This window comes from Pseudoxanthomonas sp. Root65, assembly GCF_001427635.1.
Classification (GTDB): Bacteria; Pseudomonadota; Gammaproteobacteria; order Xanthomonadales; family Xanthomonadaceae; genus Pseudoxanthomonas_A.
The window spans coordinates 463,709-483,299 of record NZ_LMHA01000003.1; the positions used below are offsets into that span (position 1 = coordinate 463,709).

Annotated in this window: 16 protein-coding genes and 1 tRNA gene; 9 read left to right on the forward strand and 8 right to left on the reverse strand. The window is 66.7% G+C overall.

Annotated elements, in window-relative coordinates; translation table 11 throughout:
• Positions 1 to 76: 76 nt before the first annotated feature.
• Positions 77 to 655: an NAD(P)H-dependent oxidoreductase gene (locus ASD77_RS16820; RefSeq protein WP_055945103.1), complete on the reverse strand. Its 579-nt coding sequence runs from the start codon at positions 653 to 655 to the stop codon at positions 77 to 79.
• Positions 656 to 771: 116 nt separating this feature from the next.
• On the opposite strand from ASD77_RS16820, the gene ASD77_RS16825 reads away from it, so the two are divergent.
• The 4 genes from ASD77_RS16825 to ASD77_RS18255 all read left to right on the forward strand — a co-directional run bounded on the left by ASD77_RS16825 (position 772) and on the right by ASD77_RS18255 (position 2,882).
• On the forward strand, positions 772 to 1,779 hold the full coding sequence (locus ASD77_RS16825) for a LysR family transcriptional regulator (RefSeq protein WP_055944637.1): 1,008 nt from the start codon (positions 772 to 774) through the stop codon (positions 1,777 to 1,779).
• A 240-nt stretch (positions 1,780 to 2,019) separates the two neighbouring features.
• Positions 2,020 to 2,109, forward strand: a tRNA-Ser gene (locus ASD77_RS16830).
• Positions 2,110 to 2,153: 44 nt separating this feature from the next.
• Positions 2,154 to 2,402 carry a hypothetical protein gene (locus ASD77_RS16835; RefSeq protein ID WP_235578569.1) on the forward strand — a complete coding sequence of 83 codons (249 nt, stop codon included), beginning with the start codon at positions 2,154 to 2,156 and terminating at the stop codon, positions 2,400 to 2,402.
• 198 nt (positions 2,403 to 2,600) lie between these two features.
• Positions 2,601 to 2,882, forward strand: a complete 282-nt coding sequence (locus ASD77_RS18255; RefSeq protein WP_156383706.1) for a hypothetical protein — start codon at positions 2,601 to 2,603, stop codon at positions 2,880 to 2,882.
• Between the two features lie 552 nt (positions 2,883 to 3,434).
• On the opposite strand, the gene ASD77_RS16840 is transcribed toward ASD77_RS18255, so the two are convergent.
• Entirely contained in the window at positions 3,435 to 3,965 is a 531-nt protein-coding gene (locus ASD77_RS16840; protein WP_055944643.1) for a transposase, read from the reverse strand.
• Between the two features lie 125 nt (positions 3,966 to 4,090).
• Here ASD77_RS16840 and ASD77_RS16845 point away from each other — a divergent pair, with 125 nt between their 5' ends.
• The 3 genes from ASD77_RS16845 to ggpS all read left to right on the forward strand — a co-directional run bounded on the left by ASD77_RS16845 (position 4,091) and on the right by ggpS (position 7,650).
• Positions 4,091 to 4,372: a hypothetical protein gene (locus ASD77_RS16845; RefSeq protein ID WP_055944646.1), complete on the forward strand. Its 282-nt coding sequence runs from the start codon at positions 4,091 to 4,093 to the stop codon at positions 4,370 to 4,372.
• A gap of 42 nt (positions 4,373 to 4,414) precedes the next feature.
• Entirely contained in the window at positions 4,415 to 4,684 is a 270-nt protein-coding gene (locus tag ASD77_RS16850; RefSeq protein WP_055944649.1) for a hypothetical protein, read from the forward strand.
• Between the two features lie 668 nt (positions 4,685 to 5,352).
• Positions 5,353 to 7,650 (forward strand): glucosylglycerol-phosphate synthase, encoded by a 2,298-nt coding sequence (ggpS, locus tag ASD77_RS16855; protein WP_055945106.1) that lies wholly within the window; start codon positions 5,353 to 5,355, stop codon positions 7,648 to 7,650.
• Positions 7,651 to 8,076: 426 nt separating this feature from the next.
• Here ggpS and ASD77_RS16860 read toward each other — a convergent pair whose 3' ends face one another.
• From ASD77_RS16860 to ASD77_RS16870, 3 genes are all read right to left on the reverse strand, one after another.
• On the reverse strand, positions 8,077 to 8,877 hold the full coding sequence (locus ASD77_RS16860; protein WP_055944652.1) for an isocitrate lyase/phosphoenolpyruvate mutase family protein: 801 nt from the start codon (positions 8,875 to 8,877) through the stop codon (positions 8,077 to 8,079).
• Between the two features lie 99 nt (positions 8,878 to 8,976).
• Complete coding sequence (locus tag ASD77_RS16865) at positions 8,977 to 9,195, reverse strand: hypothetical protein (protein ID WP_162247647.1); 219 nt, start codon at positions 9,193 to 9,195, stop codon at positions 8,977 to 8,979.
• A 421-nt stretch (positions 9,196 to 9,616) separates the two neighbouring features.
• Positions 9,617 to 10,495 (reverse strand): M28 family metallopeptidase, encoded by an 879-nt coding sequence (locus ASD77_RS16870; RefSeq protein ID WP_055944658.1) that lies wholly within the window; start codon positions 10,493 to 10,495, stop codon positions 9,617 to 9,619.
• Positions 10,496 to 10,641: 146 nt separating this feature from the next.
• Here ASD77_RS16870 and ASD77_RS16875 point away from each other — a divergent pair, with 146 nt between their 5' ends.
• Entirely contained in the window at positions 10,642 to 11,289 is a 648-nt protein-coding gene (locus ASD77_RS16875; protein ID WP_055944661.1) for a response regulator, read from the forward strand.
• A 620-nt stretch (positions 11,290 to 11,909) separates the two neighbouring features.
• Here the strand turns inward: ASD77_RS16875 and ASD77_RS16880 are convergent.
• Together ASD77_RS16880 and rne are read right to left on the reverse strand one after the other, a co-directional pair.
• Positions 11,910 to 12,641: a hypothetical protein gene (locus ASD77_RS16880; protein WP_055944665.1), complete on the reverse strand. Its 732-nt coding sequence runs from the start codon at positions 12,639 to 12,641 to the stop codon at positions 11,910 to 11,912.
• A gap of 148 nt (positions 12,642 to 12,789) precedes the next feature.
• Positions 12,790 to 15,948, reverse strand: a complete 3,159-nt coding sequence (gene rne / locus ASD77_RS16885; protein ID WP_055944669.1) for a ribonuclease E — start codon at positions 15,946 to 15,948, stop codon at positions 12,790 to 12,792.
• 384 nt (positions 15,949 to 16,332) lie between these two features.
• Here rne and ASD77_RS16890 point away from each other — a divergent pair, with 384 nt between their 5' ends.
• Positions 16,333 to 17,331: an RluA family pseudouridine synthase gene (locus ASD77_RS16890; protein WP_055944672.1), complete on the forward strand. Its 999-nt coding sequence runs from the start codon at positions 16,333 to 16,335 to the stop codon at positions 17,329 to 17,331.
• Here ASD77_RS16890 and ASD77_RS16895 read toward each other — a convergent pair.
• Positions 17,319 to 19,385 (reverse strand): ATP-binding protein, encoded by a 2,067-nt coding sequence (locus ASD77_RS16895; RefSeq protein ID WP_055944675.1) that lies wholly within the window; start codon positions 19,383 to 19,385, stop codon positions 17,319 to 17,321. The genes ASD77_RS16890 and ASD77_RS16895 overlap by 13 nt on opposite strands.
• Positions 19,386 to 19,591: the final 206 nt, after the last annotated feature.

Sequence of the window (19,591 nt, forward strand, 5' to 3'; positions counted from 1 at the left end):
GCGGCCACGCCTTCCATCGCTGCAAAGAAAACGGCCCGCTTGCGCGGGCCGAACGGAGAGAGGACTGCGGTGGACCTCAGGCTGCCTGGCGCACCGGCGCCGGAATGCTCGCCAGCGCGACTTCGATGGCCTGCGCCTTGTGCTCGGGCGAATAGGCCACGCGCTCGGCGCGGATGAAGTCCACGTCGGTGATGCCCAGGAACTTGAACACCTGGGTCAGGTACGGGGCGACGAAGTCGATCGCGGTGCCGGCGTATTCGCCGCCGCTGGCCTCGGCCACGATGACCTGCTTGCCGCCGGCCAGGCCCACCGGGCCGTTCTCGGTGTACTTGAAGGTGCGGCCGGCCACGGCCACGCGGTCGATCCAGGCCTTCAGCGTGGACGGCACGCCGAAGTTGTAGCGCGGCACACCCAGCACGATGACGTCGGCGTCCAGGAACTGCTGCAGGGCAGCTTCGCTGGCTTGTGCGGCGGCGGCGTCGCCCCCACCCAGTACGGCATTGGTCAGGTGGGGCAGCGGGTCGGCGTCGAGGTCGCGGTAGGTGACCTCCAGCCCGGGCACGCTGTCCTGCCAACGGGCTACGATGGCGGCGGTCAGTTGTCGGCTGACGGAGTTGGCGGCCAGCGCGCTGCTGTCGATATGCAATAGTTTCACGGTGGTTCTCCTGTCGGGTGCGGCCAGCGCCGCCTTGGAGACCACTGTAGGTCGTTGCATAAGTGGGATAAACGTGGTTTAACGTCACTGATTGTTCTAAAGGCGGAACTATTGTCATGCAGCACGACCTCAACGACCTCTATTACTTCGCCATGGTGGTGGACCACGGTGGCTTCGCTGCGGCCGAGCGGGCGCTGGGTATTCCCAAGTCGCGCTTGAGCCGGCGCATCAGCCAGTTGGAAACCGACCTGGGCGTGCGCCTGCTGCAGCGCTCCACGCGCCGCTTCGCGGTAACCGACGTCGGCACCAGCGTGCATCGCCATGCGCAGACCATGCTGGCCGAAGCCCAGGCCGCACGCGAAGTGGTGGATCGTCTCAGCGCGGAACCGCGCGGTGTGGTGCGCGTCAGCGTGCCGGTGGCGGTGGCGCAGATGCAGTTGCCGAAGATCCTGCCGGCCTTCCTCGACAAGTACCCGAAGGTGCGGCTGCAACTGCACGTCAATAATCGCCGGGTCGACATCATCAACGAGGGCTACGACGTGGCCCTGCGCGTGCGCGCCAAGCTCGACGACGATGGCAGCCTGGTGATGCGCAGCTTCGGCCAGATCCAGGAGCTGCTGGTCGCCAGTCCCAAGTACCTCAACCGCGCCGGCCGCCCGAAGGTGCCGGAAGACCTGGCCGAGCACGTCACCCTCAGCATCAGCGAGGACGAGGCGCGCCAGCGCTGGGAGCTGCATGGTCCGGACGGCGAGGTGCGCCGCATCGAACTGAATCCGCGCCTGGCCGGTTTCGATTTCCCGCTGCTGCAGTCGATGGCGAAGGACGGGTACGGCATCACGCTGCTGCCTGAGACGGTGTGCGCGGACGCGGTGCGCAAGGGCGAGCTGGAGGTGGTGTTGCCGGAATGGAGCCTGCCGCAGGGCATCTGCCACGCGGTGTTCGCCTCGCGCCGGGGCATGTTGCCGGCGGTGCGGGTGTTCATCGATTTCCTGGCCGAGCACCTGCCGCAGCAGATCGAGTCGTCGCGGCTGGATTGCGGTGGCGCCTGTGCGGAGGCGAAGGAGAAGGCCATCGCGATGGCGATCGACAACACCAAGGCCGGCAAGGTGAAGAAGGCCTCGTAAGCCACGGCGGCGGGGTTCGTGCGAAAATGCGCACCGGCCTGCAAGGGGCCGGGGTGTGCCGCCGGCGTAGGGTGGCAGGCTGGGATGGATCGAGGTCCATCGGCGTTACAACCGAGAGATGGCCGAGCGGTTTAAGGCAGCCGTCTTGACGCGAAGGCCGCAGGCCGGAGCGAACATCGACTGCAGGTCGATGGTAAAACTGCCGTACGGCGCGCAGCGCCGGGGCAGGGCAATGACAACGGAGAGATGGCCGAGCGGTTTAAGGCAGCAGTCTTGAAAACTGCCGTAGGTGTAAGCCTACCGTGGGTTCGAATCCCACTCTCTCCGCCACTTCATTTGATGCCGCACGCCGCCATTCGGGGACTGCAATGCACATGAAGGATGGCAATGGCTTCTACAACAAGATAATGGGCATGCTGTTCGTGTGGGCGGGCGGTTTTGTCGCATACGTCTCGTGGGGCAAGCTGATGGCGTACGTAGCGACCGGATACATCGCGGTGTCCGCTACGGCCAAGATGCCTGGCGCTGAGGGGCCTCGGGCGCTGGTCGAAGTCGCGGTGATTCTCTTCTTCGGACTTTGGCTTGCCGCTTCCGGCCTGCACCTGTTCTTCAAGAAGCCGTGACCTGACTTGTAGGACGGGTTGAGCGCAGCGATACCCATCGTTTGGGTGTGTCTGATCGTGCGCGATGATGGGTATCGCTGCGCTCAACCCATCCTACGTGCTGACGTCGGCGGAGCTGATGATGGCCACTTCAGCTAACGACTAAACTATTGTCTATTGCATTAGGATTGCAAAATTCTTCACAAGATGGAGGTAGTGATGGTTCCTGTGCCTGACTATTCAGATGAATGGCTCGCAGGCCTGAGTGATTCGGAAATCCAGTATTGGAGCATGAAGCCTCAATCTGAAAAAGACTGGTGGGCTTTCAATACGAAACAAAAAGACCGAGCAATGCTATTGCGCACAGAGCTTGGAGCACTTGAAGTCCATCAATCATTGCTGGCCATGCCGGAATCAGAGCATAAGAAGATTCTAGATAAGCTAAAAATCAAAAGAAATGAAGCGATGGAGCGGCTAAAGGGAGGCTTTCCAGATGCCTAACGCAGACCGTCCGAAGTGTGGCTATGTTCCGTCACTCCCGCAGAAATTTGGCGCTGGCGAAGACGATGAGCAAATACTCTCTTGACTTGCCCACCGGCGAGTTCCCTGAGTCAGCGACAGTTACCCCAGCCTCACGGCTAGGTCTGCGTCGGAACGTGGAGCGCTTTGCGGAGTACTTTAAGCGGGAGCTTAAGTACGACATCTCGCTTTTCTGCGCGAGAGAATCCAGCAAGTCTCCCGTATTCGTCCCATATGAAGGGCATCTTTTCCATGTGCCGGCTGACGACATGCCGGGCATGAAGGTTCGCTACGTAGGGGCTGCCGTGTTCAGGAGGCGCGAAGCACATTGGGTTATGCAATGGGTTTGGATTCACCCTTTCTTTCGGCGTGAAGGTCATCTGTCTCGGTCCTGGCGAGATTATCAAGCGCGGTACGGTGAATTTGTTGTAGAGGGGCCGTACTCGCTTGATATGCAAGCTTTCCTCAGGTCTAAGACGAGTTCCGCTTAAGCTTGTAGGAGCCCGTAGGATGGGTTGAGCGAAGCGATACCCATCACCGCCGCTCCCCGAAACCCGCCTCATCTCCGTCCCAACCCCACCCCTCCGCCAACACCCCATCGCGCACAAACCGATGGAACGTGGAGTATGGCCAGTCCACAACACGCGCCGCACGACCATGCTTCACCGGATTCCAGTGGATGTAATCCACATGCCGCGCGAAGTCGACGTCATCGCGTATCAGATGCTCCCAATATCGCCGTTGCCAGATGCCGCGTTCGCCCTTGTCGACACGACTCGCGCGTCGATGCTCGCCACGGAGAAGGTGGCGTGAGAACCAGGTTTTGATGAGGCGCCAGCGCAAGGGAAAGTCGGCATCGTTTGGCGGCAAGGTCCAAAGTGCGTGCAGGTGATCCGGCAGCACGACCATTGCGTCGATGTCGAAAGGATGACGGTGCCGGGTGTACCGGATTGCGTCGCGCAATAGGTCGATGTGGTCGACCAGCAGTGTCGTGCGCCGGTCGGCGAGATTGACGGTGAAGAAGTAGGTGGCGCCGGGGATGAAGGTGCGGCGGTAGTTGGTCATCCTTGACCTCGGAGATGGTGTCGATGGGTATCGCTTCGCTCAACCCATCCTACGACTTTTCGATAAGCCGTCCTTGCGACCCGAGTCCGCTAGACTCCGGGCACGCCCGATAAGACGCATCCCGCATGAAACTCACCCCAACCCCCCTCACCGCCGCCACTGCCGGCCTCTTCGCCGGCATCGTGATGCCGTTGCTCTGGCCGCACCTGGGGGAGGAGACGTTGAACTGGGTGTTCGCGTTCCTGCTGGTGGTGGCGCTGCCGGTGCATGTGCTGGTGGTGGGTTTCAACGTGCCGGGCGAATCGCGGGCGGCGGGGGCGCTGGATGCCGCGTTGCTCAAGCGGGTGATGATCTGGCTGGCGACCGCGGTGGCGACGCTGGCGCTGATGAATATCATGCTGGCCTAGGGCCGGGCCTATACTCGCCCCACTCAACGGAAAGGGCTACCCATGTGCAAGACCGCACTCTTCCTGGCCTTGATGCTGGCGGCCGGCGCTGCCTTCGCCGACACCTACGCCTTCGGCAACCGCGTGGTCAGCAGCGGCGACAGCATCGGAAGACTTGTCGAGATCGCCGGCAAGCCCGACCTGGTCACACCCCTGGAAAACCAGTACGGCGCCCTCGAAGGCGAGAACTGGACCTACTTCCGTGAGGGCAAGACCATCGTCTTCACCATCAACACAAACGGCAAGATCCTGCGCATCTCCGAGTCGCGTTGATCGCCGCCATCGGTGGGCGCGCGATGCGTGGAATGCCCCCATCGGATGTTTTTGGGCGGCGCGCGGACCTTTTTCGCTCTCGCGATCCCCTTCGTGTGAGAAGAACGGCTCTTTTTCGCCCAACGCCGGACCTTAGTGAGAGAAGAGAGGACCTTTTCGGTCCAGCGTCGGATCTTGTTGAGAGATGACAGGCTCTTTTTGGTCCATCGTTGGACCTTAGTGAGAGAAGAGAGGATCTTTTCGGTCCAACGTTGGATCTTTCAGGTCCATCGCCGGACCTTACTGAGAGAAGAGAGGATCTTTCAGGCCCAAGGTGGCGTCTTGCAGTGAGCAGAGCGCAGCGTGCCGGTGCCGTCTGTGGGGCAGGGCGCGCGGAAAACAGCGGTTTTCGGCCGCAGATTTAACATTCTTAACATTACGTTGACCTCTCACTGTGAGATGCGGCCTACAATGCTGCATCGCATCAGTCGATGTCCGCGTCCATGCTTCGGGGACGGACGCACATCTGCAGCGCTTCCGCGCGCAGCGTGCCTGGCACGCGGCACCCTAGTTTCCTGCGCCCGTTCGTGGCGCCTTCTTTCGATGCGATGACTCTCCCCGCCGGCGTCCCTGTACGCCTTCGCGTCGTGCCTTGTGCGCGGCATCTCCCCCTTATGGAGTGCACCTGCATGAGCCTGCTGAAACACCCTGAGCAACCCCTTCTTCTTGCCACCGATCTCGATGGCACCTTCCTGGCCGGCGATCCGGAAGCGCGCAAGCGCCTGTACCACCTGGTCGACGCCCATCCCGACGTCAAGCTGGCCTGGGTGACCGGCCGCGGCCGCGAAGCGATACTCTCGCTGCTGGCCGATCCCGGCCTGCCCACGCCGGACTACGTGATCTGCGATGTCGGCGCCACCGTGCTGCGCACCGCCGACATGCAGCCGATCCAGCCGCTGCAGTCGCAGATCGAAGCGCGCTGGCCGGGCGAGCACGTGGTGGCCGACGCCATGCGCCGCTTTCCCATGCTGGTGCGGCAGGAAGTGCCGCAGGAGCGCCGCTGCTCGTACTACTGCCATCCCGAGCAGCTCTCCACCATCCAGGCCGAGGTGGAAGCCGTGGCCGCCTCGCTGGGCTGCGAGGTGCTGTATTCAGCCGACCGCTACCTGGACATCCTGCCGCGCGACACGCGCAAGGGCAGCACGTTGACGGCGCTGGTGGACGAACTGGCACTGGACCCCGCGCGCGTGCTGGTGGCCGGCGACACCCTCAACGACCTGTCGATGTACGGCGAGGGCTTCCCTGGCGTGTGTGTGGGCGACTCCGAGCCGGCGCTGGTCGCCGCCACGGCCGGCATGGACAACGTGCTGCATGCCGACGCGCCGGGTTGCGGTGGCATCCTGCAGGCGATGGCGCATTTCGCGCTCATCGATGCCGACGATTACCCGCCCACGCTGCATCCGCCGGGCAAGGCGGAACTGGTGATGGTCTATCACCGCCTGCCGTACGAGGAGCACATCGTCGACGGCCAGCGCGTGCGCCGGCCGCACAGTTCGCCGAATGGCATCATTCCCAGCCTGCTCAGCTTCTTCGGCAACGGCCAGCCCGGTTCATGGGTGGCGTGGACGGTGGACGATCCGAAGGCGCCGCCGGTCGAGGCGCGCGCGCCGGTGGATGCCGAGCGCTATCCCGGTCTCACCGCCGCGCATGTGCCGCTGACCAAGCACGAGGTGGACGTGTTCTACAAACGCTTCTCGAAGGAAGCGTTCTGGCCGGTGATCAACAGCTTCTGGGAGCGCGCGCGTTTCAACGAGGACGACTGGGCGCTGTTCAAGCGCGTCAACCGTCGCTTTGCCGAGGCCGCCGCCGCCGAGGCCGCGCCCGGCGCCACGGTGTGGCTGCACGACTACAACCTGTGGATGGTGCCGTCGGTGCTGCGCGAGCTGCGCCCCGACGTGAAGATCGCCTTCTTCCACCACACGCAGTTCCCGTCGGCGGACATCTTCGCCATCCTGCCGTGGCGGCGCGAGATCCTCGGCAGCCTGCTGGCCTGCGACTATGTGGGCTTCCATATCCCGCGCCATGCGGAGAACTTCACCGACGCGGTGCGCAGCACCTTCCCTGTGGAGGTCACCGCACGCGCCTCGTGCGCGCCGCGCTTCCTGACCTTCGGCTGCGCCGTGGGCGTAGAGGACATGGCGACGGAACTGCGCATCGACGGCCGCACGGTGCGCATCGGCGCGCATCCGATCGGCACCGACGTGGGCCGCATCCGCGCCAGCCTGGAGACCGAGCAGGTGGCGGAGGACATCGCGCGCATCCGCGACGAGATCGGCCGCCGCAAGCTGGTGCTGTCGATCGAGCGGCTGGACTACACCAAGGGCATCCTGCAGAAGCTGCACGCGTTCGAGCGCCTGCTGGACGAATCGCCGGAACTGCAGGGCGAAGTGACGCTGGTGCTGGTGTGCGTGCCGGCGGCGAAGGAGATGACCATCTATCGCCCGTTGCAACAGCAGATCGAACAGGCGGTGGGCCGCATCAACGGCCGGCTGTCGCAACTGGACTGGACGCCGGTGCGCTTCTTCGCCCGCGTGCTGCCGTTCGCCGACGTGGTGGCGCATTACGCCGCGGCCGACGTCATGTGGATCACGCCGTTGCGCGATGGCCTGAACCTGGTGGCGAAGGAGTTCGTGGCGGTGCAGGGCCTGGACGGCGGCGACGGCGTGCTCGTGCTGTCGGAATTCGCCGGGGCTGCGGCCGAACTGAAGGGCGCGGTGCTGACCAATCCGCACGATCCGGCCGACCTGGCGCGCACGCTGCGGCAGGCGCTGGCGATGACACCGGGCGAACGCGAAGACCGTCAGCGCCGGCTGTTCGACATCGTGCGCCACCACGATCTGTCGCGCTGGGGACGCGAGTTCCTGGCGGCTGCACGCGGCGAAGAGCAGGGGGAGAATGCGGGCCCGCAGGCAGCGATTGCGGCTTAACGCATTTACCTTTGACTCCTCCCGTGTGACTCGCGATAGTCACGTCACACCCGGGGCAGGAGACCCACGATGCGCACATTGATGATGCGGAGCATGGCCTGGCTGCTGATCGCGGCCACCGCGCTGGTGCTGTTCGGCTTGCTGCAGATGCCCGAGCTCTGGCTGGGCCGCTGATTCGCGGATCCGCGGCTCACGACAGGCAAAAGAAAACCCGACCATGAAGGTCGGGTCTGAAAGGGGGAGTCCCCGGCTCCGGCAGTGCTGCTTGCTCAAGGCAGCGCCCAGTTCCATTGCAGAGCGGCCATTCCTGGCCTGCGCAGGGCGTGCTGCCGGGGACGTGGCTATCCTCGCCCATCGCTTTCACATTCACAGTCGGGCCTTGTCCCGGTGTGCTGTAGGAAAAATCCTACCCGCCCGCGCGTCGACTCAGCCGAACAGACCGTTGACCGCGCCATAGCCCATCGCCTGCGGGTCGGGCAGGGCGGTGGTGTCGGCATGCAGGAAGGTGTCGACCTGCGCGGCCAGCCGGCCATACATCGACTCGGCCAGGGCCGAGCCGGTGCTGACGCGCCGCACGCCCAGAGCCTCCAGCGCGGCGAGATCCTGCAACTGCGGACGCAGCATCGCGTTGAGCGGCAGACCGCAGCGCGCCGCCAGTGTGCGCAGGGCGTCGGCATCGACCAGGCCGGGCACGAACAGGCCATCGGCACCGGCATCGCGGTACAGCGCGGCGCGCGCCAGCGTGGTCTGCAGCCGCGCGCTTTCTTCGACGAGCCCGCGCAGATAGACGTCAGTGCGTGCGTTGATGAAGACATCCAGGCCCTGCGCAGCGCACGCCTCGCGGATGGCGCGGATCTTGGCGGCGAGCAGGGCGGGATCACCGGCGCCGTCTTCCAGGTTGATGCCGGCCGCGCCGGCACGCACGACGCGCAGCACGGTGTCGGCGACGGTGGCCGGATCGTCCGCATAGCCGCCTTCCATGTCGACCGTCAACGGCACGGTGATGACCCGCGCGATAGCGGTGACCGCATGCAGCAGGGCTTCCACGTCGAGCGTGTCGCCATCGGGATAGCCCTGCGCCCACGCCAGGCCGGCGCTGGTGGTGGCCACGGCGGGCGCGCCCAGGTGTTCGATCAGGCGCGCCGTGCCGGCGTCCCAGGCGTTGGCCAGGCGGAGCAGGCCCTGCGTGTGCAGGTGGCGGAAACGGGCGGCGGGCGAGGGCGTCATGGGCGGACCGGTGGTGGACGTCGGACCGTCAGGGTGCCATGACCCGGCGCAGGCGACTCACCGGATGCGGACAGCGTTATCGCCGCCGCACCCTCGGCGTCAGGCGCAGAGCTTCCAGCCCTCGAACAGCCGCCAGCGGCCGTCGCCGCCTTCGATGTTGATGGCGTAGTCCAGCCCCTGCTGGTGGCGCTGGTTGGCCAGTTTCACGGCGTAGCCGAGCGCGGCGCCCGGGCTGGCGAAATGAAGCGGCGGCGACTCGTTGATCGACAGCTCGTAGGAGCCGTCTTCCGCCGGGGCATGGAACAGGTCGAAGGTCATCATGGCAAGCAGATTGCGGTGTCTGTGCGAAAACCTACGGGACGCGCCGTGACGTGGACGCATAGGGGCAGCCTGCCGTTTCCCGGGATTAAGTCATGTGGAAGCGGTGTGAGAAAACTGTGCGGTCAGACTGAACCGTCTACACATCGTCTTCGCATTGCCGTACGTAAAACGGCCGCCAGTGGTCGGGAAGACGGATCCACCCCCTCTGTCCCCCGCACACCCCTGCTACCGAGCCGCAAGGCTGACACCCAGGGCACCACGAGAGAACCGAACGCAGCTTCCCGGACACCCCCTGTTCCGTGCTGCGCCTGGCGGTGGACCGCGAGTCCGACACCGTCGCCGCCCGGAGAGCCAGGCGTGTTCTCGCCCCAACGCAAACGGGCCCGCAAGGGCCCGTTCGTGTGTCCGCCGTGCGGTGTCAGTGCGTGGCGGCGGCGTCCCAGGCGCGCAGGCCCTGTTCGACCACGCGCAGCGCGTCGTCCACGCGCGCGCCGTCCAGCTCGGCGGTGGTATCGCGTTCGCTGTGAATCACCTGCATCACCTTCGGCACCTGCGCCGGCTTGCCGCCGCCGAAGACGGCGAGGATCGGATCGATCTCGTCGCCACCGACCAGCGAGAACGACACCGCCGGCCAGCCCGCCTTGAGGAAGGCCAGGTGGTCGGTGGGCGGGTACTTGTCGCCCGGCGAGAAGCCGAGCTTCTCCTGGGTGCTCGCGGTGCGCAGCGCGGCGACCAGCCGGCTGTCGCCCTCGGCGGCGGGCGTCATCATCCACAGCGTGTCGCCCCAGCCGAACACGTCGAAGTTGACGTACAGCGCCGGCCTCTCGCGCCCTGCGGTGGCGACCCAGGCATGTGCGCCCACCAGACCCTTCTCTTCCAGGTCCCAGAACACCACCTGCACGCGATGGTGGGCCAACGGTGTGGCCTTCAGCGCCTGTGCCAGTTCCAGCACGGCGGCCACGCCGGAGGCGTTGTCGGTGGCGCCGTGACCGACCGGGACCTTGTCGTAGTGCGCGCCGATCAGCAGCAGCGGCGCCTTGTCGGGGCCGCCGAGATCGGCAACGAGATTCTCGCCGGCCTGGTCCCCGCGCACGAACGCCTCGCGCTTCCACGCGATGCCCAGCGTGTCCAGGCGCGCGCCGATGGCGTCGCCGCGGGCGATGGTGCCCGTGCCCGCGCTGATCGCCTCGACCTGGTGCTGCCAGCGCTCCGACACGTTGTTGTCGGCCCAGGCCGGGACGCTGGCGACGAGGGACAGCAGCAGGGCAACGCGGGTGCGATGGCGCAGATCGGACATGGTGGAATCCCCGGGGAAAATCCGAGTATGCCGTACGCACCCGGCGACTACACCCATGTAGCCGCCGCGCATCGATACAATGTTAATTGCGCGGCGACGGACGGCCCCTCTACGCTCGACCCGTTCTCCCCAAGGCATCGGCTTACATGACCATCCGCGTTTTCCTGATCGACGACCACGCCCTGGTGCGCACCGGCATGCGCCTGATCCTCGGCACCGATACGGAGATCGAGGTGGTGGGCGAGGCGGAGACGGGCGAGGCGGCACTGCCGCTGGTGCGCCAGCTGAAGCCCGATGTGGTGCTGTGCGACCTGCACCTGCCGGGCTATAGCGGACTGGAAGTGACCGAGCGTCTGGTGCGGGCCGACATCGGCGTGCGCGTGATCATCGTGTCGGTGCTGGAAGACGGGCCGTTGCCCAAGCGCCTGCTGGAAGCCGGCGCCTCCGGCTACCTGGGCAAGGCCGGCGATGCGGCGGAACTGATCCGTGCCGTGCGCGATGTGGCGCGCGGCAAGCGCTATCTGGGCAGCAACGTGGCGCAGAACCTGGCACTGCATACGGTGGGCGGCGATGCCTCGCCATTCGACGCGCTGTCCCCACGCGAACTGGAAGTGGCCATGCTGCTGACGCAGGGCCTGCGCCAGGAAGAGATCGCCCGTCGCCTGAGCCTGAGCGCGAAAACGGTGAACACGCACAAGACGCGCCTGTTCGAGAAGACCGGCGTGCAGGACAACATCGCCCTGGCCCGGCTGGCCGCGCAGTGGGGCCTGATGGATCCGACGCGCGCGCTTTGACTGGGCAGGCGGCGCATCGGAATCGTCATCCCGGCGCAGGCCGGGACCCAGTGGCTTTCGCTTCCCGCGCAAGGCGATGACGCCAGTCGCTGGGTCCCGGCTTGATCAGACGTACGTCTGTTAAAAGCCGCCGGGATGGCGGAGGTCTCTTGGCCTTTGAGGACGTCATTCCAGCGCAAGCTGGAATCCATTGCGCTTAGGTCGCTGCGCTTGCCGCGACGGCGCGATCGGCATCAAGATCAAGATCAAGATGGGTCCCAGCGTTCGCTGGGACGACGGCGCTGGGCTCGTCATCCCGGCGTAGGCCGGGACCCAGTGTCTTTCGCTTCTCACGCAGGACGATGATGCCGGTCGCTGGGTCCCGGCTTGACCAGACGTGCGTCTGTTAAAAGCCGCCGGGATGACGGAGCTGCCTTCGCCTTTGAGGACGTCATTCCAGCGCAAGCTGGAATCCATTGCGCTTGGGCCGCTGCGCTTACCTCGACGTCACGATCAGCAGAAGATCAAGATGGGTCCCAGCGTTCGCTGGGACGACGGCGTTGAGATCGTCATTCCAGCGGCTTTTAACAGACGCGCGTCTGGTCAAGCTGGAATCCATCGCGAGCATGCGAGTGTGCGTTCTAGCGCGCAGACCGTGCCCTCGCTTCCATCGACGCGGTGCAGGTCTGCAGGGAAGCCAGCATGGTGTCGGCAAGCTGCGCGGCACGGGATTCCAGCGCGGTGCGGGATTCGCCTTTCGCGGGCACGCCCAGCACGGCGATTTCGTAGCGGCTGCCGCCATGCACGAACAGGCGATGGACCGAAAGCGAGTACAGCGGTTCATCGGGCACGTTCAGCAGGGGACGCGTGACCGGGAACGGACCGTCCTCGTTGCCGCCCTCGATGTTGAGCAGGCGCATCTCCACGGTCGGACCGAAGGGCGATGTGCCGGTGTCGACCACATAGCGCTCCCCGGAGGCGGCCGTGCGGATGGCCAATGCCGTGTCCTGCTCGCGTTGCAACAGCCGCGCGTACTCGTCGGAGGCCGTGCGGCCATTCGGCAGGGTGGAGGTCACCACGTGTCCATGCAGGCCGTTGGTGTAGGCCAGCCGGTAATACGAGATCGCGCCACCCTTGAGGGTGCCGTGCACGACGTTCTCGATGGGGCCGGCGTCGGGCATGTCGACGCAGTACACCTCCATGAAGGTCTGCTTCAACAGATGTTCCCGCGTGTTGTCGGCGCCGCGCACGACCACCGGGCCTTCGGTCCAGGTGTAGACCTCGCGGGACTGGGCGCCGGCCGTGCCGGATAGGCAGGCAAGCAGTGCGATCACCGCACGGCTCAGGGTGAACGACGAGGCGACTGACTCCATGACAGGCATCCATGCGCTGGGAACATGGAGGGACTGTAGTCGCATCGTTCCACCCTTGCCAAACCCGCACGGTAGAGGAGCTGATACGACACTGGCCGCTTTCGCGGCCAGTGTGCTTTCACGACGATTATCGAAGGAGCGCGGCGCGTCAGGCGCTGCGTTCCTCGGTGCTGTCGTCGTCCTGCTTGTCGGCCTGGGCGATCTCGTCCGCCGACTTGACCGGCGTGACCACGGGCTCGAACAGGCTGCGCGTGACCGACGGCGGCGTGTCCGCATCGGCGACGAAGAACAGCGAGCCGGTGGCCGGGGCGCTGGCGGGCTTCGGCGCGGCGGGCGCGGGTGCGACGGCTTCGACCGGCGCCTCGATGTCGGCCGTGGCTTCGTTGACCGCGTCGACCAGATCGATCTGCACGGGCTCGTTGCGCACGGCGGCGACCGGGGCCTCTTCGACGGCTTCGACCACGGCCATGGGCGCTTCAACCGCAGCGACCACTGGGGCGGGCTCGGCGGCGATGTCGGCCTTCACCGTTTCGACAATGGCGACGGCGGCCGGGGCTTCCTGCTGCACCGTGGCGATCACCTCGGGCTGTGCGCGGGCGGCTTCCGCCTTGACCTCTTCGATGACCGCGACGGCGGCGGTGGTCTCGACCACGGCCGGGGCGGGCACGACGTCCGGCGTCGTGTCGACGGCGGATGGTTCCGCAGCGGCGACCGCAGCGGCGACGACCGGCGCGGATGCCACCACGGGCGCGACGGCGACGGGTGCAGCCGGACGCGGCTTCGGCGGACGCGGGGCGGCGACGGCCGGCTCCTCGTCGTCGAAATCGAATTCGGGCTGCGAACGGTCGGCCACCTGGGTTTCGTCGTCGCTGCCGAGATCGTCGGCCAGCAGGCCTTCTTCGCCAGCACCGGCTTCGCCATTCCCACGACGGCGGCGACGGCCACCGCGACGGCCACGGCGGCGGCGGCCGCCCTCACCGGTATCGCCTTCGGCCGACGGCGCGGCATCGCCCTCGACGGCGGCGACCTGGGTCGTGTCGAGCTCGGTCGCCGGTGCCTCTGCCGTCGGTGCGATGACGGGAGCAGCGGCGGGCGGCGTGGTGCGTGCGGTGTCCTGCGCGGCGACCACGGCAGCGGCTGCTGTCGTCAGCGTCTCATCAACGGCGGGCTTGGCGACGGCGTCCTGCTGCGGTGCACGCGGGGCCTGCTGGCGCTGGCCTTCCTGCGGCTTGCCACCCTGCTGACCCTGCGGCTGCCTGGCTGCCTTCGGCGGCTGCTGCGGATTGCCCTGGCCGTTCTGCGGCTGGCTGCCCTGCGGCTTCGGCTGCTTCGGGCCCTGCGGTTCGTTGCGCGGCTTCTGCTGCTGGGCATTGCCGCCCTGGGCGTTCTGGCCCTTGTTGCGCTCGTCGCGGCGGTTGCCGTCCTGCTTGCCGCCGCGTGCGCCATTCTGCTGGCCACGGTTGTCGCGGCCATCGCGGTTCTCGCGACGACCGTTGGAACCGTTGGTGCGGTCATTGCGCTGGCGGCTGTCCTGCTGCGGACGGGCCTGCGGGGCGGGCGCGGCGGCTTCGCCACCGCCGAACAGACGCTTGAAGAAGCCGACCACACCGCCCGAGGCAGGCGCGGCGACGGCCACCGGTGCCGCCACTACCGGGGCGGGCGCAGGCGCGGCCACCGGGGCTTCGCGTTCTTCGCGCACCGGCGCGGGCTGGGCATGCTTGACGTGGGTCACCGCCGGCGCGGCCGGGATGTTGAGCTGGGCCTTGGTCAGCGCATGCACCGGCAGCTTGCGCTGGGTGCCGCGGTGGTAGCTGGGCTTGCTGCTTTCTTCGCCCAGCTCGTTCTCGCGGATGCGGGTGACTTCGTAATGCGGCGTGTGCAGCGCCTCGTCGGCCACGATGATGACCGGCGCGTCGTGGCGCTGTTCGATCTCGCGCAGGGCGCTGCGCTTCTCGTTGAGCAGGAAGTTGGCGATCTCGAGCGGTGCCTGGATCAGCACCTGGCCGGTGTTGTCCTTCATGGCGTGCTCTTCGGCCACGCGGATGATCGACAGCGACAGCGACTCGACGCTGCGCATGCGGCCGTGGCCTTCGCAGCGCGGGCAGACGATCTGGCTGGATTCGCCCAGCGACGGGCGCAGGCGCTGGCGGCTCATCTCGAGCAGGCCGAAGCGCGAGATGCGGCCGATCTGCACGCGGGCACGGTCGTACTTCAGCGCGTTCTGCAGCTTGTTCTCGACTTCGCGCTGGTGCTTGTTGCTCGACATGTCGATGAAGTCGATCACCACCAGGCCGCCCAGGTCGCGCAGGCGCAGCTGGCGGGCCACTTCCTCGGCCGCTTCCATGTTGGTGTGGAACGCGGTTTCCTCGATGTCGCCGCCCTTGGTGGCGCGCGCCGAGTTGACGTCGATGGCGGTCAGCGCCTCGGTCTGGTCGACCACGATTGAGCCGCCGGAGGGCAGGCGCACGTTGCGTTCATAGGCGCCTTCGATCTGCGATTCGATCTGGAAGCGGTTGAAGAGCGGGATGTCGTCCTTGTACGCCTTCAGCTTGCGCAGGTTGTGCGGCATGACCTGCTGCATGAACTCGCGGGCGGTTTCGTACAGTTCGTCGGTGTCGACCAGGATCTCGCCCACGTCGCTGCGCAGGTAGTCGCGCAGGGCGCGCACGATCAGGCGGCTTTCCTGGTAGATCAGGAACGGGGCCGGCTTGGTCAGCGCGGCTTCGGCGATGGCCTTCCACACGCTCAGCAGGTAGTCCAGGTCCCACTGCAGCTCTTCGGCGTCGCGGCCGACGCCGGCGGTGCGGATGATCACGCCCATGTCGTCGGGGATGGCCAGGGCGTCCATCGCCTTCTTCAGCTCGGCCCGGTCATCGCCCTCGATGCGGCGCGACACGCCACCGGCGGTGGGCGAGTTGGGCATCAGCACCATGTAGCGGCCAGCCAGCGAGATGAACGTGGTCAGGGCGGCGCCCTTGTTGCCGCGCTCGTCCTTGTCCACCTGGACGACGACTTCCTGGCCTTCCTTCAGCAACTCGCGGATGCCGGCCTTGTTGTGGTCGACGCCGGCCTGGAAGTAATCGCGGGAGATTTCCTTCAGCGGCAGGAAGCCATGGCGGTCAGCGCCGTAATCGACGAAGGCGGCTTCCAGGGAGGGCTCAAGCCGGGTGATGCGGCCCTTGTAGATGTTGGACTTCTTCTGTTCCTTCGACGGCTGCTCGATATCGATGTCGTACAGGGTCTGACCGTCGACGATGGCCACGCGCAGCTCTTCGGCCTGCGTGGCGTTGATCAACATGCGTTTCATTGTGCGTTCCTCGCGCGCTGCTACCGCGCGGAACGCCATGGGGTTTCGCCTCTGGAACGTTGCACCGCCCCTTGCGCAGGCGCAGCGGGGCGGATCGGGTTTCCAGCGCTACGACACCACGGCAGGCCGCGGGAGCGCTTCTTTCTAAATAGGTGTTGCAGGGCCGGCGGCAGCTTCCCTCAAGAGGGGGCGCCGCGCGGGACATGTTCAGCATCAGGTGCCGTCACGCACCCGGCGGTATCCGGGTCTGCCGATGAGCCGCTAACATGGCCGCCCCTGGGGCGGTGGCCGCGCACTTGCCGGAATCGCGGGGAGACGGGCTTCTGGCCCAACGGCAACTCCCTGCGAAATCAAACCCTTATCTCGCCCTCCGAGTGTAACAGAATGAATGGTTCCAACCCCAGCCCCCCCGTCGACAAACCGGCGGCGGCCAGCAAGAGCGCCGTGAGGACGGTCAAGGTGCCGGAGGACCGTGGCGGGCAGCGGCTGGACAACTTCCTGCTCGGCCAGCTGAAAGGCGCCCCACGCAGCCTGGTCTACAAGCTGGTGCGCAGCGGCCAGGTACGGGTGAACGGCGGTCGGGCCAAGGCCGAGCGCAAGCTGGAGGGTGGGGACGAAGTCCGCATCCCGCCCGTCAGTCTCAGTGAGGCAGGAGAAAAAGCCGCGCCGCCGGCGGGCTTCCTCAAACGGATGGAAGCCGCCATCGTCTTCGAGGACGAGCGGCTGCTGGTCATCAACAAGCCCACCGGCGTGGCCAGCCATGGCGGCAGCGGCATCAGCCACGGCGCCATCGAGACCATGCGCGCGCTGCGGCCGAACCAGACGCTGGAACTGGTGCACCGGTTGGACCGCGACACCTCCGGCCTGCTGGTGATGGCCAAGAAGCGTTCGGCCCTGTCCGAACTGCAGGCATTGCTGCGCGAGGACAGCGAGGACGGCACCCGCAGCATCGAGAAGCGCTACCTGACCTTGCTGGTCGGCCGAATGCCGGATGGGGTGATGAGCGTGGACGCGCCGCTGCACATCGGCCTGCGCCAGGGCGGCGAGCGCCATGTTCAGGTGCATCGCGACGGCAAGGAATCGCTGAGCCACTTCCGCGTGCTGGAACGGCGCGGCGGGCATTCGTACTGCGAAGTCCGCATCGAAACCGGCCGCACCCACCAGATCCGCGTGCACGCCCAGCACATCGGCCACCCGGTGGCCGGCGACGACAAGTACGGCGACGCGGCCGTGAACAAGCGGCTGCGCGAGCAGGTGGGGCTGAAGCGCCTGTTCCTGCACGCCGCGTCGCTGCAGTTCGCCCTCGATGGCGGCCGGACCCCCTACGTGCTCAATGCCCCGCTGGCCGAGGATCTGGCGGCCGCGCTGGATCAGTTGGGCTGAACGCGTGGGGCGGTGAGGGCGGCGGTGAAGCCCATGCCGCCCGTGCTGCCCCCGGGTTTGAGTGCCATCTCCTGTGCCAGCGCCTCCAGCAGATCGCTGTGCCGTCCTTGGCCACGCAGGGCGGCGAGCCGGCGCCGCTGTGCGGCGAAGTCGCCGGGTGCCAGCCGGCCCATCGAGGCGAGACGCGACATCAGGCTGTCGGGTGCGACGTCCGGCGCCAGCGCAAACACCTCGGCGTAGTGCAGGAACAATTGTGCCGCTTGCGCCGGTCGTAGCCAGTCGAAGCGCAGCTTGAAGTCGAAACGACGCAGTGCGGCCGCATCCACCTGGTCGATGAGGTTGGTCGACGCCACGAACAGCCCGCGGAAGTCCTCGAGCTGGGTCAGCAGTTCGTTGACCTGGGTGACTTCCCAACTGCTGCGGGCCTGCTGTCGGTCGCGCAGGAAGCTGTCGGCCTCGTCCAGGCACAGCAGCGCCCCTTCGCGCTCCGCCTGGCGGAACATGGCGCTGATGCGCGCTTCCGTTTCGCCGACCCAGGCGCTGAGCAGGTCCGATGCGCGACGCAGCAGCAGCGGACGACCCAGCTCGCGGGCGAGGTGGGCCGCCAGCGCGGTCTTGCCGGTGCCCGGCGGGCCGTACAGGCAGAGGCGGCCACGCGGGTCGTGCGCCAGCGCTCGCGCGACCGTGTCGACCGCCGGAGTGGTATTGATCCAGGCGGGATCGAAGGGCAGCGGATGCGCCAGGGTGTCGATGCGCCGCACGCCTTGTACTTCCGCCAGTTCGTCCAGTGAGCCGCGCAGAATCTGCGCGCTCGCGGCGTCGTCGCGGATGCCGAGACGGTCGAGGACGCGGGCGGCCCGCGTGTAGTGCGCGGGTGTGAAGCTGGTGTGGTCCGCGATCGCATCGAGCAGGGCGTCGTCGATCGGCCGGTCGCCGAGCGCACGCCGCAGCAGTGTGCGGCGGTGCGCGAAGGGTGGCGCGGTCACTTCCAGCACCATGTCGAAGCGGCGCAGCTGCGAATCGTCTAGGTTGCCGATCCGGTTACCGACCCACAGGCACGGCACCGTCGTGGTCTCCAGGCGCCGGTTGATCCAGCTCTTGAAGGCGGGCGCGCGTTCCTCGCGTGACGAAGGCGGACGGAACACGTCCTCGATCTCGTCGAAGAGCAGCAGCGCACGCGGGTTGGCCGACAGGGCGCGCTGCGCCGTGTCGTACGCCTGCAGGCGCGCCTGGTGTTCGATCGGCTCGCCGTCGGCGTTGGCGGTGCGCACGAGGAACAGGTCCATGCCCAGCGATGCGGCGAGTGCGCGCGCCAGTTCGCTCTTCCCCGTGCCGGGCAGGCCGTGCAGCAGGATGTTGGCGCCCGCGCCGTCGCGTGCGGCGGCGGCCAGATAGTCGCGCATCCGCTGCAAGGGCGCGGCGAGGTGCGGATAGTCCTCCAGCGACAGCGCGGTGGCGGAGGCGCGTTCGAACAGACGGTCGAGGAAGCGCGCATCCAGGGCCCCGTCGTCGAGCAGTTGCAGCATGTGGTCCGCGGGTTCCAGGCATTCCGCTGCGTCCGCATACTGGCCGTAGTAGATGCGCAGCAGGCCGCTGGACTGCAACGGACCGCGTGGACGCAGGGTGTCGCGCAGTCGGCGGCCCGGCAGCTCGAGCGCGCCCGCGAGCAGCCGCATCAGGCCCGCGCGATGGCTGTGCCAGCGCTTGCGACCGAGATCGACGGCCTCGCGCAGGTCGGGATGCTCCTGCAAGGCGCAGGCGAATGCCAGCACCTGCACGTCGTCGTGCGAACAACCAAACAGGCGGGCCAGTTCGGCGAACACCGGTTCGTCGATCAGCGGGGGTGGCGGTGATGCGCGCCGACGCGCCAACAGCTCGCCTACCTTGTGACGCAGCGCAGCCGCCGTGGGCTCGACGCGGCGCACGCGCAGATTGCCCAGGCCGGCGGCGAGCGCACGGCAGGTATCTTCTTCGGGATCGGTTTTCAGCAGGCAGGCGTAAAGACGCAGCTGCCACAAGCGCGCCCATTCGGCGCGCGACATACGCAGGTTCATGCTTGTCTCGTCTCACCGACGCGCTCGGGCGTCAGGAATGCGTTCACGGTTCGGCGCAGGCCCTCATGGCCCGGTCGGTCGGCATCCGGTCAGGATGCGGTGAAGCTCTCTGGGAGATTGAAGACACGCATGACGGCGCACCTGCGCTATCTGAGAAGGTCGCGGAGTCTACGCAGCAGGCATCGGTCTGGCAACCCGAGACACGC